15 protein-coding genes and 1 tRNA gene are annotated in these 19,829 nt (G+C 45.4%); 11 read left to right on the top strand and 5 right to left on the bottom strand.

The features are described 5' to 3' along the window. Positions 1-61 precede the first annotated feature (61 nt). The 3 genes from DXN04_RS12010 to DXN04_RS12000 form a co-directional block, all read right to left on the bottom strand. A complete protein-coding gene (locus DXN04_RS12010; RefSeq protein WP_116853597.1) occupies positions 62-607 on the bottom strand; it encodes an STM4504/CBY_0614 family protein in 546 nt (181 codons plus the stop codon). Positions 608-677: 70 nt separating this feature from the next. Further along, complete coding sequence (locus tag DXN04_RS12005; RefSeq protein WP_116853596.1) at positions 678-1,871, bottom strand: site-specific integrase; 1,194 nt, start codon at positions 1,869-1,871, stop codon at positions 678-680. Positions 1,872-1,998: 127 nt separating this feature from the next. Next, positions 1,999-2,072 (bottom strand) — tRNA-Ala (locus DXN04_RS12000). 529 nt (positions 2,073-2,601) lie between these two features. Between DXN04_RS12000 and DXN04_RS11995 the strand changes: the two genes are divergently transcribed. The 9 genes from DXN04_RS11995 to DXN04_RS11955 all read left to right on the top strand — a co-directional run bounded on the left by DXN04_RS11995 (position 2,602) and on the right by DXN04_RS11955 (position 14,952). Further along, positions 2,602-4,218, top strand: a complete 1,617-nt coding sequence (locus DXN04_RS11995) for a vitamin K epoxide reductase family protein (protein WP_116853595.1) — start codon at positions 2,602-2,604, stop codon at positions 4,216-4,218. Between the two features lie 145 nt (positions 4,219-4,363). Then, positions 4,364-4,606, top strand: a complete 243-nt coding sequence (locus DXN04_RS11990; RefSeq protein ID WP_147319905.1) for a hypothetical protein — start codon at positions 4,364-4,366, stop codon at positions 4,604-4,606. Positions 4,607-4,663: 57 nt separating this feature from the next. Further along, positions 4,664-5,824 carry a thioredoxin-like domain-containing protein gene (locus DXN04_RS11985; RefSeq protein WP_116853593.1) on the top strand — a complete coding sequence of 387 codons (1,161 nt, stop codon included), beginning with the start codon at positions 4,664-4,666 and terminating at the stop codon, positions 5,822-5,824. Between the two features lie 4 nt (positions 5,825-5,828). Continuing rightward, positions 5,829-6,881, top strand: coding sequence for a hypothetical protein (locus tag DXN04_RS11980; protein ID WP_116853592.1), 1,053 nt, complete (start codon positions 5,829-5,831; stop codon positions 6,879-6,881). A gap of 7 nt (positions 6,882-6,888) precedes the next feature. Next, on the top strand, positions 6,889-8,340 hold the full coding sequence (locus DXN04_RS11975; RefSeq protein WP_116853591.1) for a DUF6734 family protein: 1,452 nt from the start codon (positions 6,889-6,891) through the stop codon (positions 8,338-8,340). Between the two features lie 8 nt (positions 8,341-8,348). Continuing rightward, positions 8,349-10,235 carry a glycosyltransferase gene (locus DXN04_RS11970; RefSeq protein WP_116853590.1) on the top strand — a complete coding sequence of 629 codons (1,887 nt, stop codon included), beginning with the start codon at positions 8,349-8,351 and terminating at the stop codon, positions 10,233-10,235. After that, positions 10,219-11,346 (top strand): UDP-galactopyranose mutase, encoded by a 1,128-nt coding sequence (gene glf / locus DXN04_RS11965; protein WP_116853589.1) that lies wholly within the window; start codon positions 10,219-10,221, stop codon positions 11,344-11,346. Before DXN04_RS11970 ends, glf begins: the two co-directional genes overlap by 17 nt. Before the next feature lie 26 nt (positions 11,347-11,372). Then, the gene (locus DXN04_RS11960; RefSeq protein ID WP_116853588.1) at positions 11,373-13,601 is read left to right on the top strand and encodes a peptidase domain-containing ABC transporter; all 2,229 of its coding nucleotides are present in this window, start codon (positions 11,373-11,375) and stop codon (positions 13,599-13,601) included. Positions 13,602-13,626: 25 nt separating this feature from the next. Beyond that, a complete protein-coding gene (locus DXN04_RS11955) occupies positions 13,627-14,952 on the top strand; it encodes an HlyD family secretion protein (RefSeq protein ID WP_147319904.1) in 1,326 nt (441 codons plus the stop codon). Between the two features lie 26 nt (positions 14,953-14,978). Here the strand turns inward: DXN04_RS11955 and DXN04_RS11950 are convergent, their stop codons facing one another. Then, a complete protein-coding gene (locus tag DXN04_RS11950; RefSeq protein ID WP_116853586.1) occupies positions 14,979-16,901 on the bottom strand; it encodes a gamma-glutamyltransferase family protein in 1,923 nt (640 codons plus the stop codon). A gap of 118 nt (positions 16,902-17,019) precedes the next feature. Further along, positions 17,020-17,379, bottom strand: a complete 360-nt coding sequence (locus tag DXN04_RS11945) for a SnoaL-like domain-containing protein (protein WP_116853585.1) — start codon at positions 17,377-17,379, stop codon at positions 17,020-17,022. Positions 17,380-17,564: 185 nt separating this feature from the next. On the opposite strand from DXN04_RS11945, the gene DXN04_RS11940 reads away from it, so the two are divergent. Both DXN04_RS11940 and DXN04_RS11935 read left to right on the top strand, forming a co-directional pair. Then, positions 17,565-18,569, top strand: coding sequence for a helix-turn-helix domain-containing protein (locus DXN04_RS11940; RefSeq protein WP_116853584.1), 1,005 nt, complete (start codon positions 17,565-17,567; stop codon positions 18,567-18,569). Between the two features lie 25 nt (positions 18,570-18,594). Beyond that, on the top strand, positions 18,595-19,767 hold the full coding sequence (locus DXN04_RS11935; protein WP_116853583.1) for a M20 metallopeptidase family protein: 1,173 nt from the start codon (positions 18,595-18,597) through the stop codon (positions 19,765-19,767). Positions 19,768-19,829: the final 62 nt, after the last annotated feature.

Raw genomic sequence — 19,829 nt, 5'->3', positions numbered from 1 at the left:
AAAGTGGCCCAATGACTCCGTTCGGCCTGGCCCTATATCCTCCGTTTGGGCTGGCCCAGTATCACCGTAATAGACAATTATTCCATAGCAATGAAAGAGTCGGCTGTGTGACTTCTTTATGCATAAAAGTAGAGTCTATTCTTAGAATTTCGCCACCTTCAAACGAGTAACCAATACCATTCTCTTTAAATCTTACATTTAACTCTTGAATGGCTGCATCCGGATCAAGTTTTGATGTAGTATTATGTTTATAGTTTAAATAAGACGGTTTCAATACTGAAAGAAAATATTTAAAAGTTAAGTCAACTGCATCCAACACCTCTTCAACTAACTTAGCTTTCAAAATGTAGTTAAATAATTGCTCTTTCTCCTTTTCGTATTTACCCCACAATCTAAAAACTCCATATTCACGGCATAATATCCCATGAATAGTAGAATAGATGTCATCTGGATCAAGGTTTGAGGCAAATCTTTCAGCTCCGATTACATCATCAATAATATGCACAATCTGAACTCTTAGATTATCCGGAATATGATCATAAGTAAATATTTCAGGAACTTCTCCCCTCAACCTTTTCTGTCTTTTAGAAAACAAATCAAAAATCATAAAATATATTTATGGTATATACATATCTACTCAATATAAATTTACAATTATTAAAGCACTTATCGTATAACTAAAAATCTAAATTAGGCAATTTAACAGCCTTCTTCTGCACCCCTATATAGCTCCTTATTGTTGTCTGTATTGTACTATGGCCCATAAGATAAGCAACATCAGTAACCGACATTCCTTGCTGTACAGCACGCGTACCAAAACTAGGTCGTGCAGCATATAAGTCCCTGTTACCTAGTCCTAGCTTAATCATCACAGGCTTCAGTATCCTACGCTCAAACATTTGATCATTGATGGAAAGTCCTTTAGGGGAAAGGAAAACAAATGCATCAGGGTCTTTATTTACAGAAAGGGGTAAAAGAAGCTCATACAGCTCGTCAGGCATAGGCAGGTATCGAGTATTCCCGGTCTTGGTTTCCTTCCTTATCCTGGCAGCGTGGTTGCTCCCTTTCACTGTTCTGGCGAATGCTTCTGAAACCTCTATTTGTCTATCCTCAAAATTTAAATGCTTCACCCGAAGCCCTATTGCTTCTGCATTACGTACACCCGTAGTATAGATATACTTTAGAAAAGGATAATAGAATGAATGCTTGAACCGGGATGCTTTAGGACAATACTTATCACTTTTAATGGCATCCAGTATTTGCCCTATTTCATCTATAGTAAGTGGTTTACATCTCTCTGTCTTATGCTTCTTACTTCCCCTTCGTTTACTTACATGCGTCAATGGATTAACAGATATGCTTCCTGAAGCCAATACCCAATCGAGAAAACTCCGTAAGTAGTTTAACCTCCTGTTATACGTAGTATCGGCCCAAATCTCCGCAGCTATCTTTGCTGGCAGGCTTTCAATCTTATCTCCGTTCCATTTTTCCAGTAGCTTCCGGGTGTAGAGATAATCAAAGGAATGATCGATATTGATGTTCCTGATCTGCGCCACCCAAATATTAAACTTACCCCCCAGTTCACCAATGTAGATTATATCCGACTTTACAACATTCTGCGGGGGTGTGGGTGTTCTCTTCTTTGCTTTAGGTGGCTTATACTTTACCAACGTAGTATCAAAACTACCTTTTAACATGTCCAGCTTTATCTCTGCCACCTTGACCGTAGCATGATGCATGTTCTCAGGACAATAAGGATACGGGAGGTTTAGGGAATAACGTTGTCCCTCATAGCTCCATCTCAGTCGAATGCGACCTTCAAAGTTGGAGATGTTGATTTCGCCCTTAGCGGCTTTTAAAAGCTGACCCATTTCTGACCAGTTTTGCAGGTGAAAGGGCAGGTATTTGTATGGGTATCCGGGAAAACTACAAACCTTATAAAACGCAAAAAAGCCTTAAAATGCTTACCGATAAACACTTTAAGGCTTTTTAATCTTGTGGAGAATACCGGAGTCGAACCGGTGACCTCTTGCATGCCATGCAAGCGCTCTAGCCAACTGAGCTAATTCCCCTGTTGTCGAGGTTGCAAATGTAAAATATTTCTGGAATTTGCCAATTTTTTTTTCGATTACTCTTTTTTTGCCGGGAGTGGAGTTTAGTTAATGTTGAGTTTGCACCATGACAAGCGTTTTGAATTCCCTCATATTTCAACCTAATTGAATTTGTTAAAAGTATTTAAGACTATTTGGATTTTAAATTTTTGTTTCTATATTCGTTTTGCATTCCTGTTATCAGTTCCATACTTGAAATGCAAAATATAGTTCCACGTTTGCGTAAGCATCAAAATTGTCAAAAAGAATAACCCACAATTTCTCAATTATGACCTATTTCTTTTTTTTATCGTAAGCCACATTAATGCGATGTTTTAACTGCTGTATACCTTCACCATGCTGGTATGAATAGTCGTTAATGCAAGCCCTGTAAGACATAAATTTTGTTAGAGGATAGCACTGCCAGCTCACTAATAGAGTCAGGTCAGGGGGATGCTATGTACCTGCATATTTGAACCATGCTATCTGAATCTTCTTAACCCGATTTAAGATGCGAGCTCCTATCTCCTATTTGCCCAATTGCGAAGCAAGCACGATATTATTTTGCAGGCTTTTGCAGGTTCCTGTTACTGACAGGACATTGAAGCATTCATTGGAAGTACATCCTGATTATCCCAGTTTGCTAGCCATCAGTGATGTATTGAATGACTATAGTATCAATAACATATCGGTGAAAGTAAATGCAGGACAAATCCCGCAATTACCTGTTCCATTAATCGCACAAATTAAAGCACCAGAAGGGGAACAATTTGCTGTAATTGAAACTGCCACAGCAGACGCTGTAGAGTTCATGCATCCTGTAAAACATAAGCGGGAAAAGGTTGCCATTGATGATTTCAGCAAAGTATTTACTGGCGTAGTAATGCTGGCTGAAACCTCTGAAAGCTCTGGCGAACAGGGATACAGCCAATTAAGGCAAAGAGAAAAAATAGCTTCCTTATTACAATGGCTTGCTGTATCAGCAGTTCCAGCTATTACTTTTCTTGCCTGCATCCTCACCTTTATACAAGTGGGAACAGCTGCTATATTTCCTATTATTTATACCGTGCTTGCATTGATTGGTACAGTGGTCAGCGCATTGCTCATTTATCATGATGTAGACCGCACAAACCCTTTCCTGCAGCAGATATGCACAGGAGGGAAAAAGACAAACTGTGATGCTGTCATACATTCAAATGCGTCCGGTATTTTTGGCATCAGCTGGAGTGTAATCGGTATGACCTATTTCGCGGGCGGACTAATCACATTACTCTGTCATAGTGTTTACCATTTACCGGTACTTACGATCTTATCCTGGTTCAGTATTGCTGCTTTTCCATACGTTGCTTTTTCTCTGTATTACCAGGGTGTAGTCGTTAAGCAATGGTGTGTATTATGCCTTGCTGTACAGGCAGTGCTGGCCACGCAATTCATTACTGTGATACTGGGCAGATTATATACCCCTGTTTCATTCGGGATGGCAGATGTGATAAGCGTTCTGGCTGCTTTCCTGGTATCCTTCCTGATACTGCAGCTGCTGCTGCCTGCTATGAAAGGGGCGAAAGCAAACAGGGGGAACAGCATTCGCTTACAAAGGCTTAAAAACAATGCGCAGATCTTCGAAGCCTTGCTTGGCAAGCAAAAGCAGATCACGGAAACGACTGCCGGATTAGGGATCACTTTAGGCAACCCTGACGCGCCTTATAAAATCACGAAAGTATGCAGTCCTTATTGTGGGCCTTGTGCACAGGCACATCCGGAGCTGGAGCGCTTACTGCATAACAATCCGGACTTACAGTTACAGATTATTTTTACTGCAAGCGGACATGAAAAAGACCCCAACAACCTGCCAGTTGCACAACTTTTGGCTATTGCGGAAAACAATAACGAAACTGCAACCCGCCAGGCACTGGATGACTGGTACCTGCCAGCGATGAAAAACTTTGAAACATTTGCAGCTGCGCACCCTGTAAACGGGGCTGTTAATACCCAGGGAGAAAAAATAGCTGCGATGCATGAATGGTGTAAAAAAATGGAAATCTCTTTTACGCCTACCCTCTTTGTAAATGGATATCAGCTGCCTGAAATGTACAGTGTAGCGGATCTAAAATATTTTCTTTCAGTTTAAACTCGAGTAATAACAGGAAGAAATATTCTTTATCCAGGATGGGATAAAGTCTCAGATTTCACAACTTACTCAAATCTCAAAGATGAAAAAATTAAAATTAGACACCCTCGGCCTAAGCGTATCTGAGTTATTAAACCGCGAGCAAATGAAGAAAATCTATGCCGGTTGCGGTGGTGGATGCGGCGGCGGTGGATGCGGTGCAACAACCTCATGTTCCTGTACGCTGAAAAGTTCAACAGGGGTTACCCTTACGCTGCCTTCCAACATCAGTAATTCCTGGACAACCAGCGGCGACTGCCAAAGCAACTGCTCTACCTATTGCACTGGTGCAAACCAGGCGGGTGGCGATTGCAAAAGCTACAGCTACCTCTTCACTTCAGCTTCCTGATAAGCGAAATAAGGGTGCCCGTGCACCCTTATTTTTCTTTTAATAAAATGAAATATCATGACGAGAAATGCCCAATGGATTTGCTTATGGCTAATGATCTTTTTCGCTAAAGATGTAGCAGGCCAGTTAAGATTTAATATTAATGGTCATATCAACAATACCGCGGACACAAAAACAAAAAACAGTATTAAAAATGATGATATCATTGTACTGAACTTTCTCAATATACCCAGGAAAGATACTGTTAAGGTACAAGATGGCAGCTTCCACCTTGAGGGCAACATTCCTTACCCCTCCATTGCCATGATTGAGTATAAGTATGGTGGCGACCTGATACTACTTGACAATAGTACCTATCAATACACGCTTGAATTAAAAATTGCCGATAGTACCCACCGGGTCTATGAAAGCAATATTAGTACCCAATCTCCCTTTTATAATGCATGGAGCAATTTCTATGATGTGAAAAGGGACCTGCAGTTAAAGCGTAATCAGCTAACCACTGCTCTCCAGAATTGTACGAATCCAGATAGCAGCCTGTATTATAAATCTGCTATCCAGGAGGCTGACCAGGCTATAGCTGCAGCCTACCACCAACTTGCAACTGATCATCCTGACAGTTACATCGCTGCCTACATTATTCCAGGCGCACCGGACTTCAACTATGAAAATTATATCAGCATTTACAATACATTTTCTGATTCCATCAGGCAAACTTTCTACGGTAAGAACTTTTACAGCCGTATGATTGCTTCCAGGGAATCAAAAGCCAGCGAACCATCTGTTTTTAAGAACAACGAAGCTGGCGTATTCCCCGCCACTGCCACTATTGATACCGCACTCAGGAAAGTGATGCTGGATAAAGCATTCTTCAAAAAGCAACAATATACCCTCGTAGAGTTCTGGGCCAGCTGGTGTGGCCCCTGCAGGAGAGTGAATGAACGCCTGAAAGGAATGACACCACTGTTGAAAAAGAAAGACGTGGCATTGGTTGGCTTCTCACTGGACCAGGCTGCAGAAGCATGGAAAATCGCAGTAATCAATGACAAAATGCCCTGGCTGCAGGTCAGCGACCTGAAAGCTACCAGCTCTCCCCTATCTGAATTCCTGCAATTGAGCGTCATCCCGGCTAATGTGCTGGTAGACCGGAACGGCAAAATTGTACGGACCAATATTTACGACAGAGAGCTGGACGATTTCCTGAAAAGCATTAACTGATAGTATGAAAGCTGATAATGAGATTGCTATAATTGTACTGGCCTGCAAGGACTACGAATCATTGCAGCTTACATTGGGTGCCCTGAACCATACTGTGCTGAATGGAGAAAAAGTAATTATCATCCTGAATGGTGACAATGCACTAAGGAGCGGCATCACTGAATATGTAGCCCGTACCTGGTGTGCAGCTCAACCACAAAACAGGTTCGTGGTGAAACCCTTATGTGCACCCGCTGAGCCCTATTTCGCCATTAGGGAAGTACTGGAAACATATCCCCAGCTGAAAGATACCCGGTACATCTGCAAAATAGATGATGATATCATTCCAATAAAACCTAACTGGCTACCAGAACTGCTGGCTGCTTACAAAGCTGCCGCCGGCAGGCAGCGGACAGGCTTCGTCACTGGCCTGATCAACAATAACTGCTGGGCGACCGAAGAACTGATTACCCTCTACGACAAATGGGAGGAATACAATCAGCTTCATGGCTACCAAACCCATACCGGATGGGGTGGCAGACGGGTAACGGAGGCCGGCCGGATGGACTACCAGGACTTTGGCACCCTGTGGCATTATCCTTACATAGCGCGCTGGGTACATCAGTGGACATCGTTGGATCTACCCCGCTTCATCGATATTACACATCCACTGCCGGTGAAAGAAATCCCGCTCTCCGTGTATTACTCTATTGGTTGTATGCTGTTTGAAAAGGAATTCTGGCTCAGCTTCGTACCGGAAGACTTTAACTCGACCACCGACGAAATGATCGTCTTCCTGAAATGCAGGGACGAGCACTATCACAAATGGGCCGTGATGAACCAACCCATGATCCATCTTTTCTATACCCGGCATCGCCTGATCAATCAGGACCTGCTGGATGATATCAATGCCTCGCTGGCATCGCATTTCCAGGACCCGGCTATGTCCGGCCAACTGAAAGCCCTCAGGCAACAATTTCAGCCTGCCCTCCAGCAGCAAATGGCCACCATGCAGGAAGACTTCGTCCGGATGAGGGAACGGATAGACCTGCTTTTAAATAACGTAGAAATTCAATGACCGCAGCATGAAAATTATCCAATCTTTCTGGTCTGCAGACCGTGATATCAGCAAAGATACTGCTGGCTGGATTTCACCACAGCATCACCTGATGGCCTGGGCACTCAGTTGCCTTAAGCTCAGGGAACACTACGACCATGTGGAACTATATACCGATCAAACTGGCTATGACTGGCTGATCGGGAAACTACAACTGCCATATACCAAGGTTCATGTGGTGATGGACGAGCTCAATACCTATAAAAAGGAACTGTGGGCACTTGCTAAGATAAAAGCCTATTCCCTGCAGGATACTCCTTTTGTACATGTAGATGGTGATGTGTTCATCTGGAAACCCTTCCCTCCTGCCCTGCTGGAAGCTCCACTGATTACACAGAATACTGAACTGGCAACAGGGTATTATGCACATAAATTCAGACCTATCATTGCAGAACTGAATTACCTGCCGGAAGCCTTCGATTTAAGGACATCGCCAACTGACATCGGCAGCTGCAACGCCGGTATCATGGGAGGTACAGACCATGCATTTTATAAAAGATATTGCCAGCTGGCCTTTGACATGGTAGATAAGAATGACCTGAGCAAACTGTCGGATCAGACGCTTATCGATTTCAACATCGTGTTTGAACAGGTGCTCTTCTGCCATATGGCGGCCCGCGAGAAAAAGCAGATCCATGGTCTACTTGAAAAAGAATATACTGATAATGGCTACCTCTACGATGAAATAGGTGACTTTACTACCCTGCCATACACTACAGGATACATCCATTTACTGGGCCAGCATAAACGCAATGCAATGGCCTGTAACCTGATGACGAGGTTCCTACTGGCGGAATACCCTGAATATTTCTACCGTATAAAAGAGTTGTTCAATACTATTGTTCTGCCGGATATGCAGACTGTAATCGATACACCTGTGTTCAAAAAAGCAGTACCCGTATCAGATGATATGGTATGGCCGGAGATCATTGAAGATGTATCGGATTTTAACGTCCTGCTAAACACACTTGATAAAGACCTACTGCTGCGTGAAGAAACAGCACTCCTGCAAAGAGATTATGCAGGTCTTCAGAGTAACCGCTTCTTTCTGCAACCGGATAATGAGGTGATGATTGAAAGAGATCCGCTGATAAAAATCGCCGGACTGAGTACGCAGGTAGGCAACTTCCTCTTTGAGGAAACAGCACTGGAATTTGCCAACATCGATGATACGTTCCAGGTTACTATTCTGCCAGACGTAGTTGAAGGGCGCTATAAAGCATCGCTGTTAGAACCTCTCGACTATGTCATTCTTGCCTGTCTTGAAGAAAAAATAACATTTGGTGCACTGCTGGAAGCAGTTGCAAGCGCTTTCAGCGGACCGGATGTAAACGCTGCACTGAGCGATTATCATTCCCTCGTATTGTCCGCGTTGAAGAAGCTGAATGTAAACAAGTGTGTTCATATCCATTTTCAATAATGTAGCCTATGAAAGAGAATCGCATAGACGGGATTTCTATCATAATGCCCACTTACAACCAGGGTGCGTTTATAGCCCGTGCCATTAAAAGTGCGCAGCTACAGACCTTTTCAGATTGGGAACTGATCATCGTGAATGATGGTTCTACTGATTATACTGATGAGATAGTACAGGAATTTCTTTCAGATGCGCGCATCAGGTATATCAGCTATTCTACCAATGCAGGTCTGGGTAAAGCCATTAATACGGGTTTGGATGCGGCTACCTATTCATGGATAGCCTACCTGCCATCTGATGACATATGGTTCTCCGATCATCTGCAGACATTGCACAACACGATCAATAGCGGGCATCATGAAATGGCCTGGTCTGGCATGTGGCATAGCGGTACTGACAATACCTTTTCCCATGGTCATGCCAATACTTTGTTTACCGCCAGGGACATGTTTCAGCTGGTACAGGTATTACACAGGAAAACGCCTGCACGATGGATGGAAAGAGATACACTGGTAACAGATGACCTGAACAGGATGTACTGGGATAGTATCGGGATGGCAAAGAATGGAATGGCCACCCTCAAAATAACCTGCGAATGGGTAGCGCATCCTCATCAGCGCAATAAACTGATCAGGGAAAATGCCATGGGCGGTATCCATACTTATAAGCGGCACTATGGTGTGACAAGGCCACTACGCTATCATTCCACGGTTGGGAATTTAATTGATGAACCTGAAATGTATAAGCAGTTCAGGGATACGCCTAAGGGCCCTCAAGCCAGGAAAGGGCTAAAGATCCTGATCGTGGGCGAACTGGCCTACAATGCTGAGAGAATATGTGCGCTGGAAGAATACGGGCACCAGCTCTATGGTGTCTGGATTCCAAGCCCCGAATTTTATAATACTGTTGGCCCCTTACCTTTTGGTAATATTGAAGACATTCCGCTGGATGGCATGGAGGAAAGGATTGCCGCTATCAAGCCGGATATTATATACGCCCTCCTGAACTATGGTGCCATTCCCCTGGCACATCATGTACTGTTGCGCAAAACAGGGATTCCCTTTGTCTGGCATTTCAAGGAAGGGCCTTTCTTTGCCCGGCAGTATGGTATGTGGAAAGAGCTGATTGAATTGTATGCGAATGCTGATGGTGCCATCTTTATCAATGAGCAGCTGAAAGACTGGTATGCTCAGTTCATCACTTTCGAATCACCCACTTTTATCATGGATGGTGACCTGCCCAAAAAGGACTGGTTCATCAATGAACCGGTGGAACGCCTGTCGCAAAAGGACGGGGAAATTCATACCGTGATGCCGGGAAGGCCTTTTGGCATAGATCCCAATAGCTTAAAAAGCCTGGCGGATCAAAAAATACACTTACACTTCTATGGAGAATATTTCCATAATGTATGGAAGGACTGGGCGACGACCGCACAGGAAGTAGCCCCCAATCATATTCACTTCCACAGCCACTGCGACCCCGCACAATGGGCTGCGGAATTTGGGCAATACGATGCCGGATGGCTGCACACATTCGATAGCTTCAATGGTGGTGAACTGATAAAATGTTCCTGGAATGATCTCAATTATCCTGCAAGGATGAATACGCTGGCTGCTGCCGGGCTACCCATGATACAGAAAAGGAACGAGGGGCATATGGTAGCGATCCAATCTTACATGCAGCAACTGGATGTCGGTTATTTCTATGATAATATGAGCTCCCTGGCAGACTGTTTCCAGGACCAGCAAAGATGTGAACAGGTGAGGAAAAACATATGGGACCAAAGACACTTATTCTCTTTTGACCACCATGTAAAAGCCCTGACGGATTTTTTCCATGAGGTGATTGAACAGTATCATTCCACCAATAATACCAGCAGCAATGGAAAAGCCTTATGACTACCTGATAGTGGGAGCCGGCCTCTTTGGAGCAGTATGTGCGCATGAACTGCGGAAATCGGGACACAAGTGCCTGGTGATAGATAAACGTATGCATGCCGGTGGCAACCTGTATTGTGAAAATGTAAACGGCATCCAGGTGCATAAATATGGGGCACATATATTTCATACCAATGACCTGGCCATCTGGAATTATGTCAATCAGCTGGTACCCTTCCGGCATTACAATCATTCTGTAATGGCCAATTATAAAGGGAAATTATTCAATCTCCCTTTTAACATGAATACTTTTTACCAGTTATGGCAGCTGAAAACACCTGAAGAGGTGATAGGCAGAATCGCTGAGCAAAGAACAGCTGCTAAGATCACAGATCCTGCCAACCTGGAAGAGCAGGCCATCAGTATGGTAGGAGCCGATATGTACCACACACTCATTAAAGGGTATACAGAAAAGCAATGGGGACGATTTGCAAAGGAATTGCCAGCATCTATTATCAAAAGGCTGCCGCTCCGGTTTACCTATGATAACAGTTATTTTTCAGACAGGTATCAGGGCATACCTGCAGGCGGTTATAACAAACTGATAGATGCACTGCTGGCAGATGTGGAAGTACGCCTGAACATCGATTACCTTGACAACAAGGATGCATGGCAGGAAATGGCAGAAACCATCATATTCACAGGCCCTATTGATGCCTGGTTTAATTACTGCTATGGCCGGCTGGAATACAGGAGCCTGTCCTTTGAGCAGGAGATCTTGCCTGTATCCAATTTCCAGGGATGCGCTGTCATGAATTATACAGACAGCGAGGTGCCTTATACACGTATTATTGAACATAAACATTTTGAAGGCGGGCAACAGCCTTTCTCCGTCATTACCTATGAATATCCACAGGCGATGGCAAGAAATGCTGAACCATACTACCCTGTAAATGACTCCCGGAATAATAATTTATATACAAAGTACAAGCAGGCAGCTGCGCAACAAGCCAACGTGATCTTTGGGGGCCGCCTGGCAGAATATAAATATTACGACATGGATCAGATTATAGGATCGGCACTCTCGAAAATGAAAAAATTGAAAGCAGGGCTTAGCAACCTGCAGGTATGAAAAAACATTAATTCAAAATACAATTCATGTCCTTTACTTTTTACAGACAGTTGAATGCAATGGACTGCGGGCCGACCTGCCTGAGAATGATCACCAAGTATTATGGGAAACACTATAATGCAGATACACTCAGGCACAAAACAGGCTTTAGCAAACAGGGTGTGTCCATGCTGGGCATCAGTGAAACTGCCGAAAAAGTTGGATTCCGCACCAGGGGAGTAAAAATAACACACCGGCAATTGCAGGAAGTGCCATTACCAGGCATCCTTCATTGGGATAATAATCACTATGTAGTACTGACCAATATCTCTAAACGAAAAGTGACGATTGCTGATCCGGGAAAAGGAATGCTGACTTATAGCACAAGCGAATTCCTGGCACACTGGATCTCCTCAGAAACAGACGACGGCGGGCAAACAGGTATCGCCCTGCTGATGGAACCAGCACCCGGTTTCTACGAATCAGAAGGTGAAAAAGAGCATAAGCTGAGCTGGCGACTGGTGATGCAATACCTGGTAAACAGTAAGGCGCAGATAGCACAGGTGCTGGTTGCCTTTATCATTACTTCGATGCTGCAGCTGGTATTCCCATTCCTCACCCAGAGTATAGTGGATACAGGTATCAATACGCAGAACCTGCAATATGTCATGATTGTACTGATAGCCCAACTGATGCTTTCATTTAGTCAGACCATTGTAGGTTTTATTCAAAGCCGGCTGCTGATGCGGATCTCTAATGTCCTGAACCTGCAGATCCTTTCAGACTTCTGGATTAAACTCACCCGCCTGCCGGTATCTTACTACGATGCACATCATACAGGCGATACCCTGCAGCGGATAGGAGATCATGGTACTATCCGCAGTTTCCTGACAGGGCAGGCACTGGGCACCCTGTTTTCAGCTTTCAATTTTATCATTTATGCATTCATACTTGTCACTTACAGCGTTCAGCTGTTTTTTGTCTTTATGGCTGGCAGCATTATTTACTTCAGCTGGGTACAACTCTTCCTGCATGTACGCCGCAAGTTAAATTACGAGGTATTTCACCTGTCGGCCAAAGAGAACAACGCTACGCTGCAGCTGATCCAGGGCATGCAGGAAATACGGATGAATAATGCCCAGAAACAGAAGCGCTGGGACTGGGAAAATATCCAGGCTTCCGTATTTAAGTTAAACCTGAAAAGCCTGAACTACAGCCAGTGGCAAAGTGCCGGTGCTACCATCATCAACCAGGTACAGAATATAGCCGTCAGTTTTATAGTGGCAAAGCTGGTGATAGATGGCCGGCTTACCCTGGGTGCTATGCTGGCGGTGCAATATATTATCGGGCAATTGAGTGGTCCTATTTCACAATGGATCGGTTTCGTTCAGGCTGCACAGGATGCGAAGATCAGTATGGAACGCCTCAATGAGATTCACCAGCTGCCTGATGAAGAAGATCCTACCAGAAGCTATATCACGGAGCTGCCTGGTTCAAAGAATATCCAGATCAATCATTTGACATTTACCTATCCCGGCGCAGGTAATGATCCTGTGCTGGAAGACATTCACCTGCATATTCCGGAAGGAAAGGTAACAGCTATTGTAGGGTCGAGTGGTAGTGGCAAAACTACATTACTGAAAATACTGATGAAGATCTATGAGCAATATGAAGGCGACATCCGCATAGGCAGTGCAGCACCTGATCAAACGGGGACTAAGCGGCAAAAGGATGGGTTACGCTTTGATTATATCAGTCATACCTACTGGCGACAAATTGTAGGCACTGTCATGCAGGATGGGTATGTGTTCAATGATTCTATCGCCCGGAATATTGCTGTCGGGCAGGAGGATATTGATTATGAATGGCTGGTACAAAGCTGTCGCATTGCCAATCTCTATTCGTTCATTGAATCATTGCCGAATGGCTTTTATACACAACTGGGGGCAGATGGGATGGGGCTCAGCCAGGGGCAGAAACAACGGCTGCTGATTGCAAGGGCAGTGTACAAAAAACCGATGTATCTCTTTTTCGATGAGGCGACCAATGCCCTGGATGCGAATAATGAAAGGGAGATCGTAGAAAATCTCAACAGGTTCTTCGAAGGCCGTACGGTAATCATAGTAGCACACCGCCTGAGCACAGTGAGAAATGCCGCTAACATCATTGTACTGGATCATGGCAGTATAGTGGAACAAGGCACTCATGAAGAACTGACAGCGCTTAAAGGGAATTACTATGAGCTGGTAAAAAATCAACTGGAACTGGGTGTCTGAAAAAGATGCCTTCAAAATATACAGTATGCCAATAGATCATCTCAATGGAGAAGCTTTAAAGCAGGTAAGGTCAAAGAATTTTCAGAACCGCTCAGAGGCTACGCAGGAAATTATCAGCCAGAAATCAGGCTTTGTGGAGCGATGGGCATTACTGATCTTCCTGTCGGTATTGCTTGTGCTGACAGGTGCTACCTGGTTTGTGCATTACCCGGATATTATTCAGACACGTGGTACGCTTTCCGCTGATAATGGACCTAAGGAGATCATACCATTGCAAACAGGAAGATTGACCAGGTTATTTGTAAAGAACGGACAGCAGCTGAAGCAGGGTGAGATGATAGGATGGATAGAAAGTAGTGCCCGCACAGAAGAGATCATACAGTTGTCTGCATTGCTGGACAGCAGTACGAACCTGCTTGCCGCCGGAAAATCAGAAAACCTGTCACAGCTCTTTATCCGGCCATTCCGCAACCTGGGCAAGCTGCAGGCATCTTATCAAACTTATATCAATTCCCTGCAGGAGTTCAACGACTACCTGGTAAATGGCTTCTATCTGCGCCGGAAACAGATGCTGCTGACAGACCTGGCATCCATCAAATTAATAAAGGAATCTCTGGACAAGCAAAAGCAATTGATAGAGCAGGATATTGCACTTGCGGAAAAGTCTTACCGGATGAAGCAACAACTGTTCAACGAGAAGGTTATTTCTGCAGAGGAGTACCGGGAGGAAGAAAGTAAAATGGTCAACAAGCAAATAGCTGTGCCGCAGATTAATACAAATCTGCTCAATACCCAGAACCAGGAACGTGATAAACTGAAGGACCTGGAGCAACTGGAACATGATGTCATACAGCAGAAGACCACCTTTGAGCAGGCATTGCAAACACTGAAAAGTAATGTGGATGACTGGATGCATGAATATACCCTTCGTGCCCCGCTGGATGGTACTATTAACTTTGTGATGCGGGTGCAGCAGAACCAGTTTATCCAGCAGGGGAAGCTACTTGGGTATGTCAATCCACCGGACAGTAAATTCTATGCGGAGATCTACCTGCCGCAGCAGAATCTTGGGAAAGTAGATACGGGCATGCAGGTGCAGTTACGTTTCGATGCCTACCCTTACCAGGAAACAGGATTTGTGAGAGGTAAGCTGGCATATATTTCCAAGACGACTTCAGATAGTGGGTACTGGGCAGCAGTGAGGCTGGATAATGGCCTGGAAACGAACCTGCGGCATACACTCCAGTACAAGGCAGGCCTGAAGGCCGATGCACTTGTGATAACCAGTGATATGAGATTGCTGACCAGGTTATATTATAATCTGGTAAAGGTGACTACACCAGGCAAATAATACAGGTTGCCGGCATGGCTGGTATATTACCAGCCAATGCCATAATCTTCACCATGATTGCTGCTACCACCCCACAGGCTACCATGATCCCTATCCAGGAAAATAGCGTTGACAGGGCCACTGGTACGCTCACCATAAGTAGGTTTGTAACCCATTTTAATAAGAGAGGTACGCACGCTGTCTGGCGTATTCTTATTGAGCAGGATCTCTCCCGCATGGGGCACACGATCCTTTGCCCCGGTACCGCCCAGTGACAGCCATAACTGGTTTGTATTGATATTCGCAGCTTCGGTAGCCTGCTGCACCGTCATTCCGAATTCCACTATGTCGAGAAAGAACTGTAAAAGGTTCTGATCCTGGGTATCACCACCCTGTACAGCGAAAGATAAAAATGGTTTGCCATCCTTCAGCGCCATACTAGGTGTGAGGGTTACGCGGGGACGTTTGCCCGGTGCTACTACATTGAAAGGGCATACAGCAGAATCCAGCACAAATGATTGCATACGCTGGCTCATACCCACACCTGTGTGACCTGCTATACATGCCGGTGTCCAGCCACCACTTGGTGTAACGGATACCACCCAGCCTTCTTCGTCGGCAGCTTCCACACTTGTAGTACCCCTCCACAATCTATCCATATAGGCACTATCATTCATGGCCATCATCTGGTCAGTCACCGGCGTATTTAAAATAGCGGCAGCATCATGTTTAGGCAGAAATCCTTTGTTGAGATCAACAGATGTATCGGACAGGGCATTGTGCATATTCAACAGGGCTGTAAAGGGATTCTTTTTGCCTTCGTAGGCATATGGATCGCCCGGACCTAATTTAGGCTCGTTTTGGGCAGGATTAATCAGTTTGGCCCGATCCTTTGCATAAGCTTTGCTCAGCAAGCCATTCATTGGTAAGTGGGGGGAGAAAGCGGGATCACCATAGTAGAAATCACGGTCTGCAAAAGCAAGGCTCATGGTCTGGTATACGGTGTTGATGTATTGGGTAGAGTTGTAGCCCATGCTTTTCAGGTCGAAGTTCTCCAGGATATTCAGGCTTTGCAGCATGGCAGGGCCCTGCGTCCAGGCTTGTAACTTGTATACTTCGATACCACGGTAGTTAACGTGCAATGGTTCTTCTTCAACAGGTTTCCACTTAGCCAGGTCATTCATTGTGATCAGGCCACCCTGTTCCTGGCAGCCCCTTACAAATTCCTTTGCGATATCGCCTTTATAGAAACGATCGTAAGCAGCCATAATTGCTTCCTTACGGGTTTTATGATTGCGCAGTGCTTCCTGTTCAGCTTCTACCATTTTGGTGAGGGTAGCCAGTAAATCTTTTTGCACGAAGATTTCACCTGCATCGGGGGCTTCTCTCTTTTCACCGGGGTGTGTGAGGAAGACTGCTTTGCTGTATGGCCAGCCTTTAATTCTATCTTTCGCACGTTCAATGCTGTTGGCGGTTTGTGCTTCGATGGGGTATCCGGCGGCCATTTCCATAGCAGGTGCCAGTACTTCTTTCAGACTAAGTTTACCATAGTTTGCCAGCATGAGGCAAAGGCCTCCGGGTGTGCCGGGAGTCACTGCTGCCAGGGGGCCATATTCAGGAGGGAAGTTATAGCCTTTGCCTTTGAAGAATTCAGGCGTGGCACCGGTAGGCGCTACACCCAGCGAATTGATAGCAATGACTTTTTTCGTTGTAGGATTGTAGATGAGGGCTTGTGTTTCGCCACCCCAGCTGAGTACATCCCACATAGTGCAGGTAGCAGCCAGCATAGCACAGGCGGCATCCACGGCATTACCTCCTTTCTGAAAGATCATAGCACCCGCGGTAGCAGCCAGTGGCTTGCCTGTGACGGCCATCCAGTGTTTTCCATGCAAGGGTGGTTTTTGTGTTTGCTGTGCCATCATCGGCGAGGCAAAAGCAAAAAGGCATACCAGGAGGTATATTCGTTTCATAAGCAAATGCGATTTAGACAGTAGAATGGCAAGGTAGTAAAAGAAAAAGCCCGATCCAATCGCTTTTATACCTGCGGCATAAAAGCGATTGGATCGGGCCGGTGACTTTCAGTTTTTCTTAGAAGAAGAATTGTTCGGAGATGATCTTTCCATCCTTTACTTCATACACACAGATTTCGGCCATGTTCATTCTGCCCTGTCCTTTCATATCCACATCCATGTCGATGGTAAAGGAAATAGCATTTGCCACTACTAATGGTTCAGACACTTTGATGCTGTGTATTGCATCCAATCCATCCAGGAAGAATTTAATCTTTTTTTGCAGCTCAGGCAGACCTTTGGTCTCCTTTGCAAAATTGGGTGTTGCGTAAGGTTCAATGCTGACAGCATTCGCGTCATAGAGTTCTGTTTGTGCTTTCCCGAATTCTCCTTTAGCGCAATACGCCACGAGTTCCCGGGCGATCTCTTGTGTAGTCATAACGATTGGGGGTTTTGATTTGGTGTGAAGCTAAGATAAGAATATTACCCATGTGTTAAATGATCTGTTTGGCAATGCTATTGGATAACAGGGTATTTAATATGCAGTGCCACCGCAGTAATATCCGTTAATTTGCTGATACTAACCCATGATATTTTCTCACAATCACACGTTAAATATTATGCATGATGTCCAACCAATATCCCCCTGGGCTGCACTTCGGGATCCCTGAAAAAATGCAGCCCCATGTCCGTATTTCGACTTCCCTGCCGGAACAATTCAAGCAATATCTGCTATCCCCCACCTCCGCCACCACTTATATAGAAGCACCCTTCGGCAGTTACATCACCCAGGAAATTAAGGGACCGGACTGGCTGATCAGCTGGCAACAATGTTTTATCAGGGAAAAGGTACGGTTACGACCGTCTACTCCCACACCTATGCTGGCGATGTATTGCATACTAAAAGGCAATATCTCCTGCCGCCTGCAGGGACAGGGAAAAATTATGCTGATTGAAAAGGAGTTTGGCATTTACTACATTCCATCGCATTCCCAGAATACTGCCGACCTGCGTTCCGGCAATTATGAGATGATCTGTATTTCGTTTGCCCCTTCTTTTTTCAGCAGGTTCATTTCCCGCCATCCGTCTTTTGAAGACATCTATCAGCAACAGCAAAAGCAGGCGCGCAGAGGCACGACGCTGCCCGCTATCAGGATGGAAGCACCGGATCTGAAAGTGCTGGACGAACTGCGGCAGAGTCCAATGAAAGAAGACGAAAAGCTGGCCTATGTAGAAGAAAAACTGGAGGCACTGCTCACCCTGTATTTTAATGCGCTCACACCTAAATACCTGCAAAACGGGGAGCAGGCCGGCAAGCTGAAACAGGTATGCCTGTACATACAGCATCACTATCATCAACATCTGAACATTGCAGATCTGAGCAAGAAAGCAGATATGCACATCAACACTTTTGAGAGGGCTTTCAAAGAGCTATTAGGGGTAAGTCCCAGAGGGTATATTGAACACCTGCGCATGAAAAAAGCAGCTACACTTCTATCACAGACTACACTTAGTATCAAGGAAATTAGTTACAATACCGGCTACAGAGGGGCGAACTACTTCACAGCAGTGTTCAGGAAACGGTATCGCTGCTCACCAAGGGAATATCGTAAAAACCGCTTATCTTGAGGCTACCTTAAGAAAAGTGGAATAAATGGACGAGCAACTATCAGCCAGACTCATACAGATCAGAAGACAGATTCATGCCAACCCTGAACTGGGTTACCAGGAAGAAAAAACATCTCAACTGGTAAAGCAGGAGCTTGACCAGCTTGGCATACCTTATACTACAGGGGCAGCCCGTGGTACAGGGGTTATTGGTACCCTGCGTAAGGGTGAAGGCCCTGTAGTGGCTATCCGTGCAGATATGGATGCCCTGCCTATGCAGGAAGAAACAGGCCTGCCCTTTGCCTCTGCTACAGCCGGCAAAATGCACTCCTGTGGTCATGATCTGCATACAACAATGCTGATAGGCGCTGCTGCGCTCCTAAAAAACACAGACTTCCAGGGCACCGTCAAGTTCCTCTTCCAGCCTTCGGAAGAAGGGCCTAATGGGGATCCGGAAGGCAAGACCGGTGCTCACAGGCTGGTGGAAGAAGGTTACCTGGACGATGTACAGGCAGCATTGGGCCTGCATGTAGATCCTTCATTGCCGGTAGGGCAAATCACGTATGCACTGGGCCCGGCACTGGCATGTACAGGTTTCTTCAGCATCGAAGTATTGGGCAAGGCTGCACATGCAGGCGCTGCACCTCAGCTGGGCGTAGATGCCGTAGCTATAGCTGCTCAACTGGTAACTTCCGCACAAATGATCGTAGCCAGGCATACGGCTCCTACAGAAACAGCCGTATTGTCCTTTACAAAAATCAATGGCGGGGTAGCACCGAATGTGATTGCTGACAGGGTTGTGCTGGAAGGCACCATCCGCTCCCTGGACCTGGATACCTACAACGATATTATCAGCCGGCTCAATAAGATCATCGATGGCCTGATGGCGGCCTTCGATGCAAAGATCAAATTCGACCTCTACTATAACCTGCCGAGTGTACTGAACGATGCGCAGGTACATGGCAAACTGGTGCAAAGTCTTGATACCGTATTCGGGGTGGGCAACAGCAAGCAGGTAATACCCCTGCTGGCAGGAGAAGATTTTGCGCACTATTCCCGGAAGGTGCCAGCTATGTTTTACCTGTTGGGGGCACAGGATCCGGCATGTGGAGGATATTACCTCCATCATCCGAAAGTGATCTTCAACGAAGGGGCTATAGCTTATGGGGCCCGGTTCCTGGCTACCGGGGCTGTAGGATTATTGAATAATTACCGGTAATTATTGTCTATTTAAGTGTTGAGTCAATTGGGTGTTGAAATAGTATCGCTAATTTTGCACCC

Origin of the sequence: Chitinophaga silvisoli (genome assembly GCF_003412465.1) — a bacterium.
In the GTDB taxonomy this organism is placed as follows: Bacteria; Bacteroidota; Bacteroidia; order Chitinophagales; family Chitinophagaceae; genus Chitinophaga; species Chitinophaga silvisoli.
This window is presented reverse-complemented; position numbering and strand designations above follow the sequence as displayed.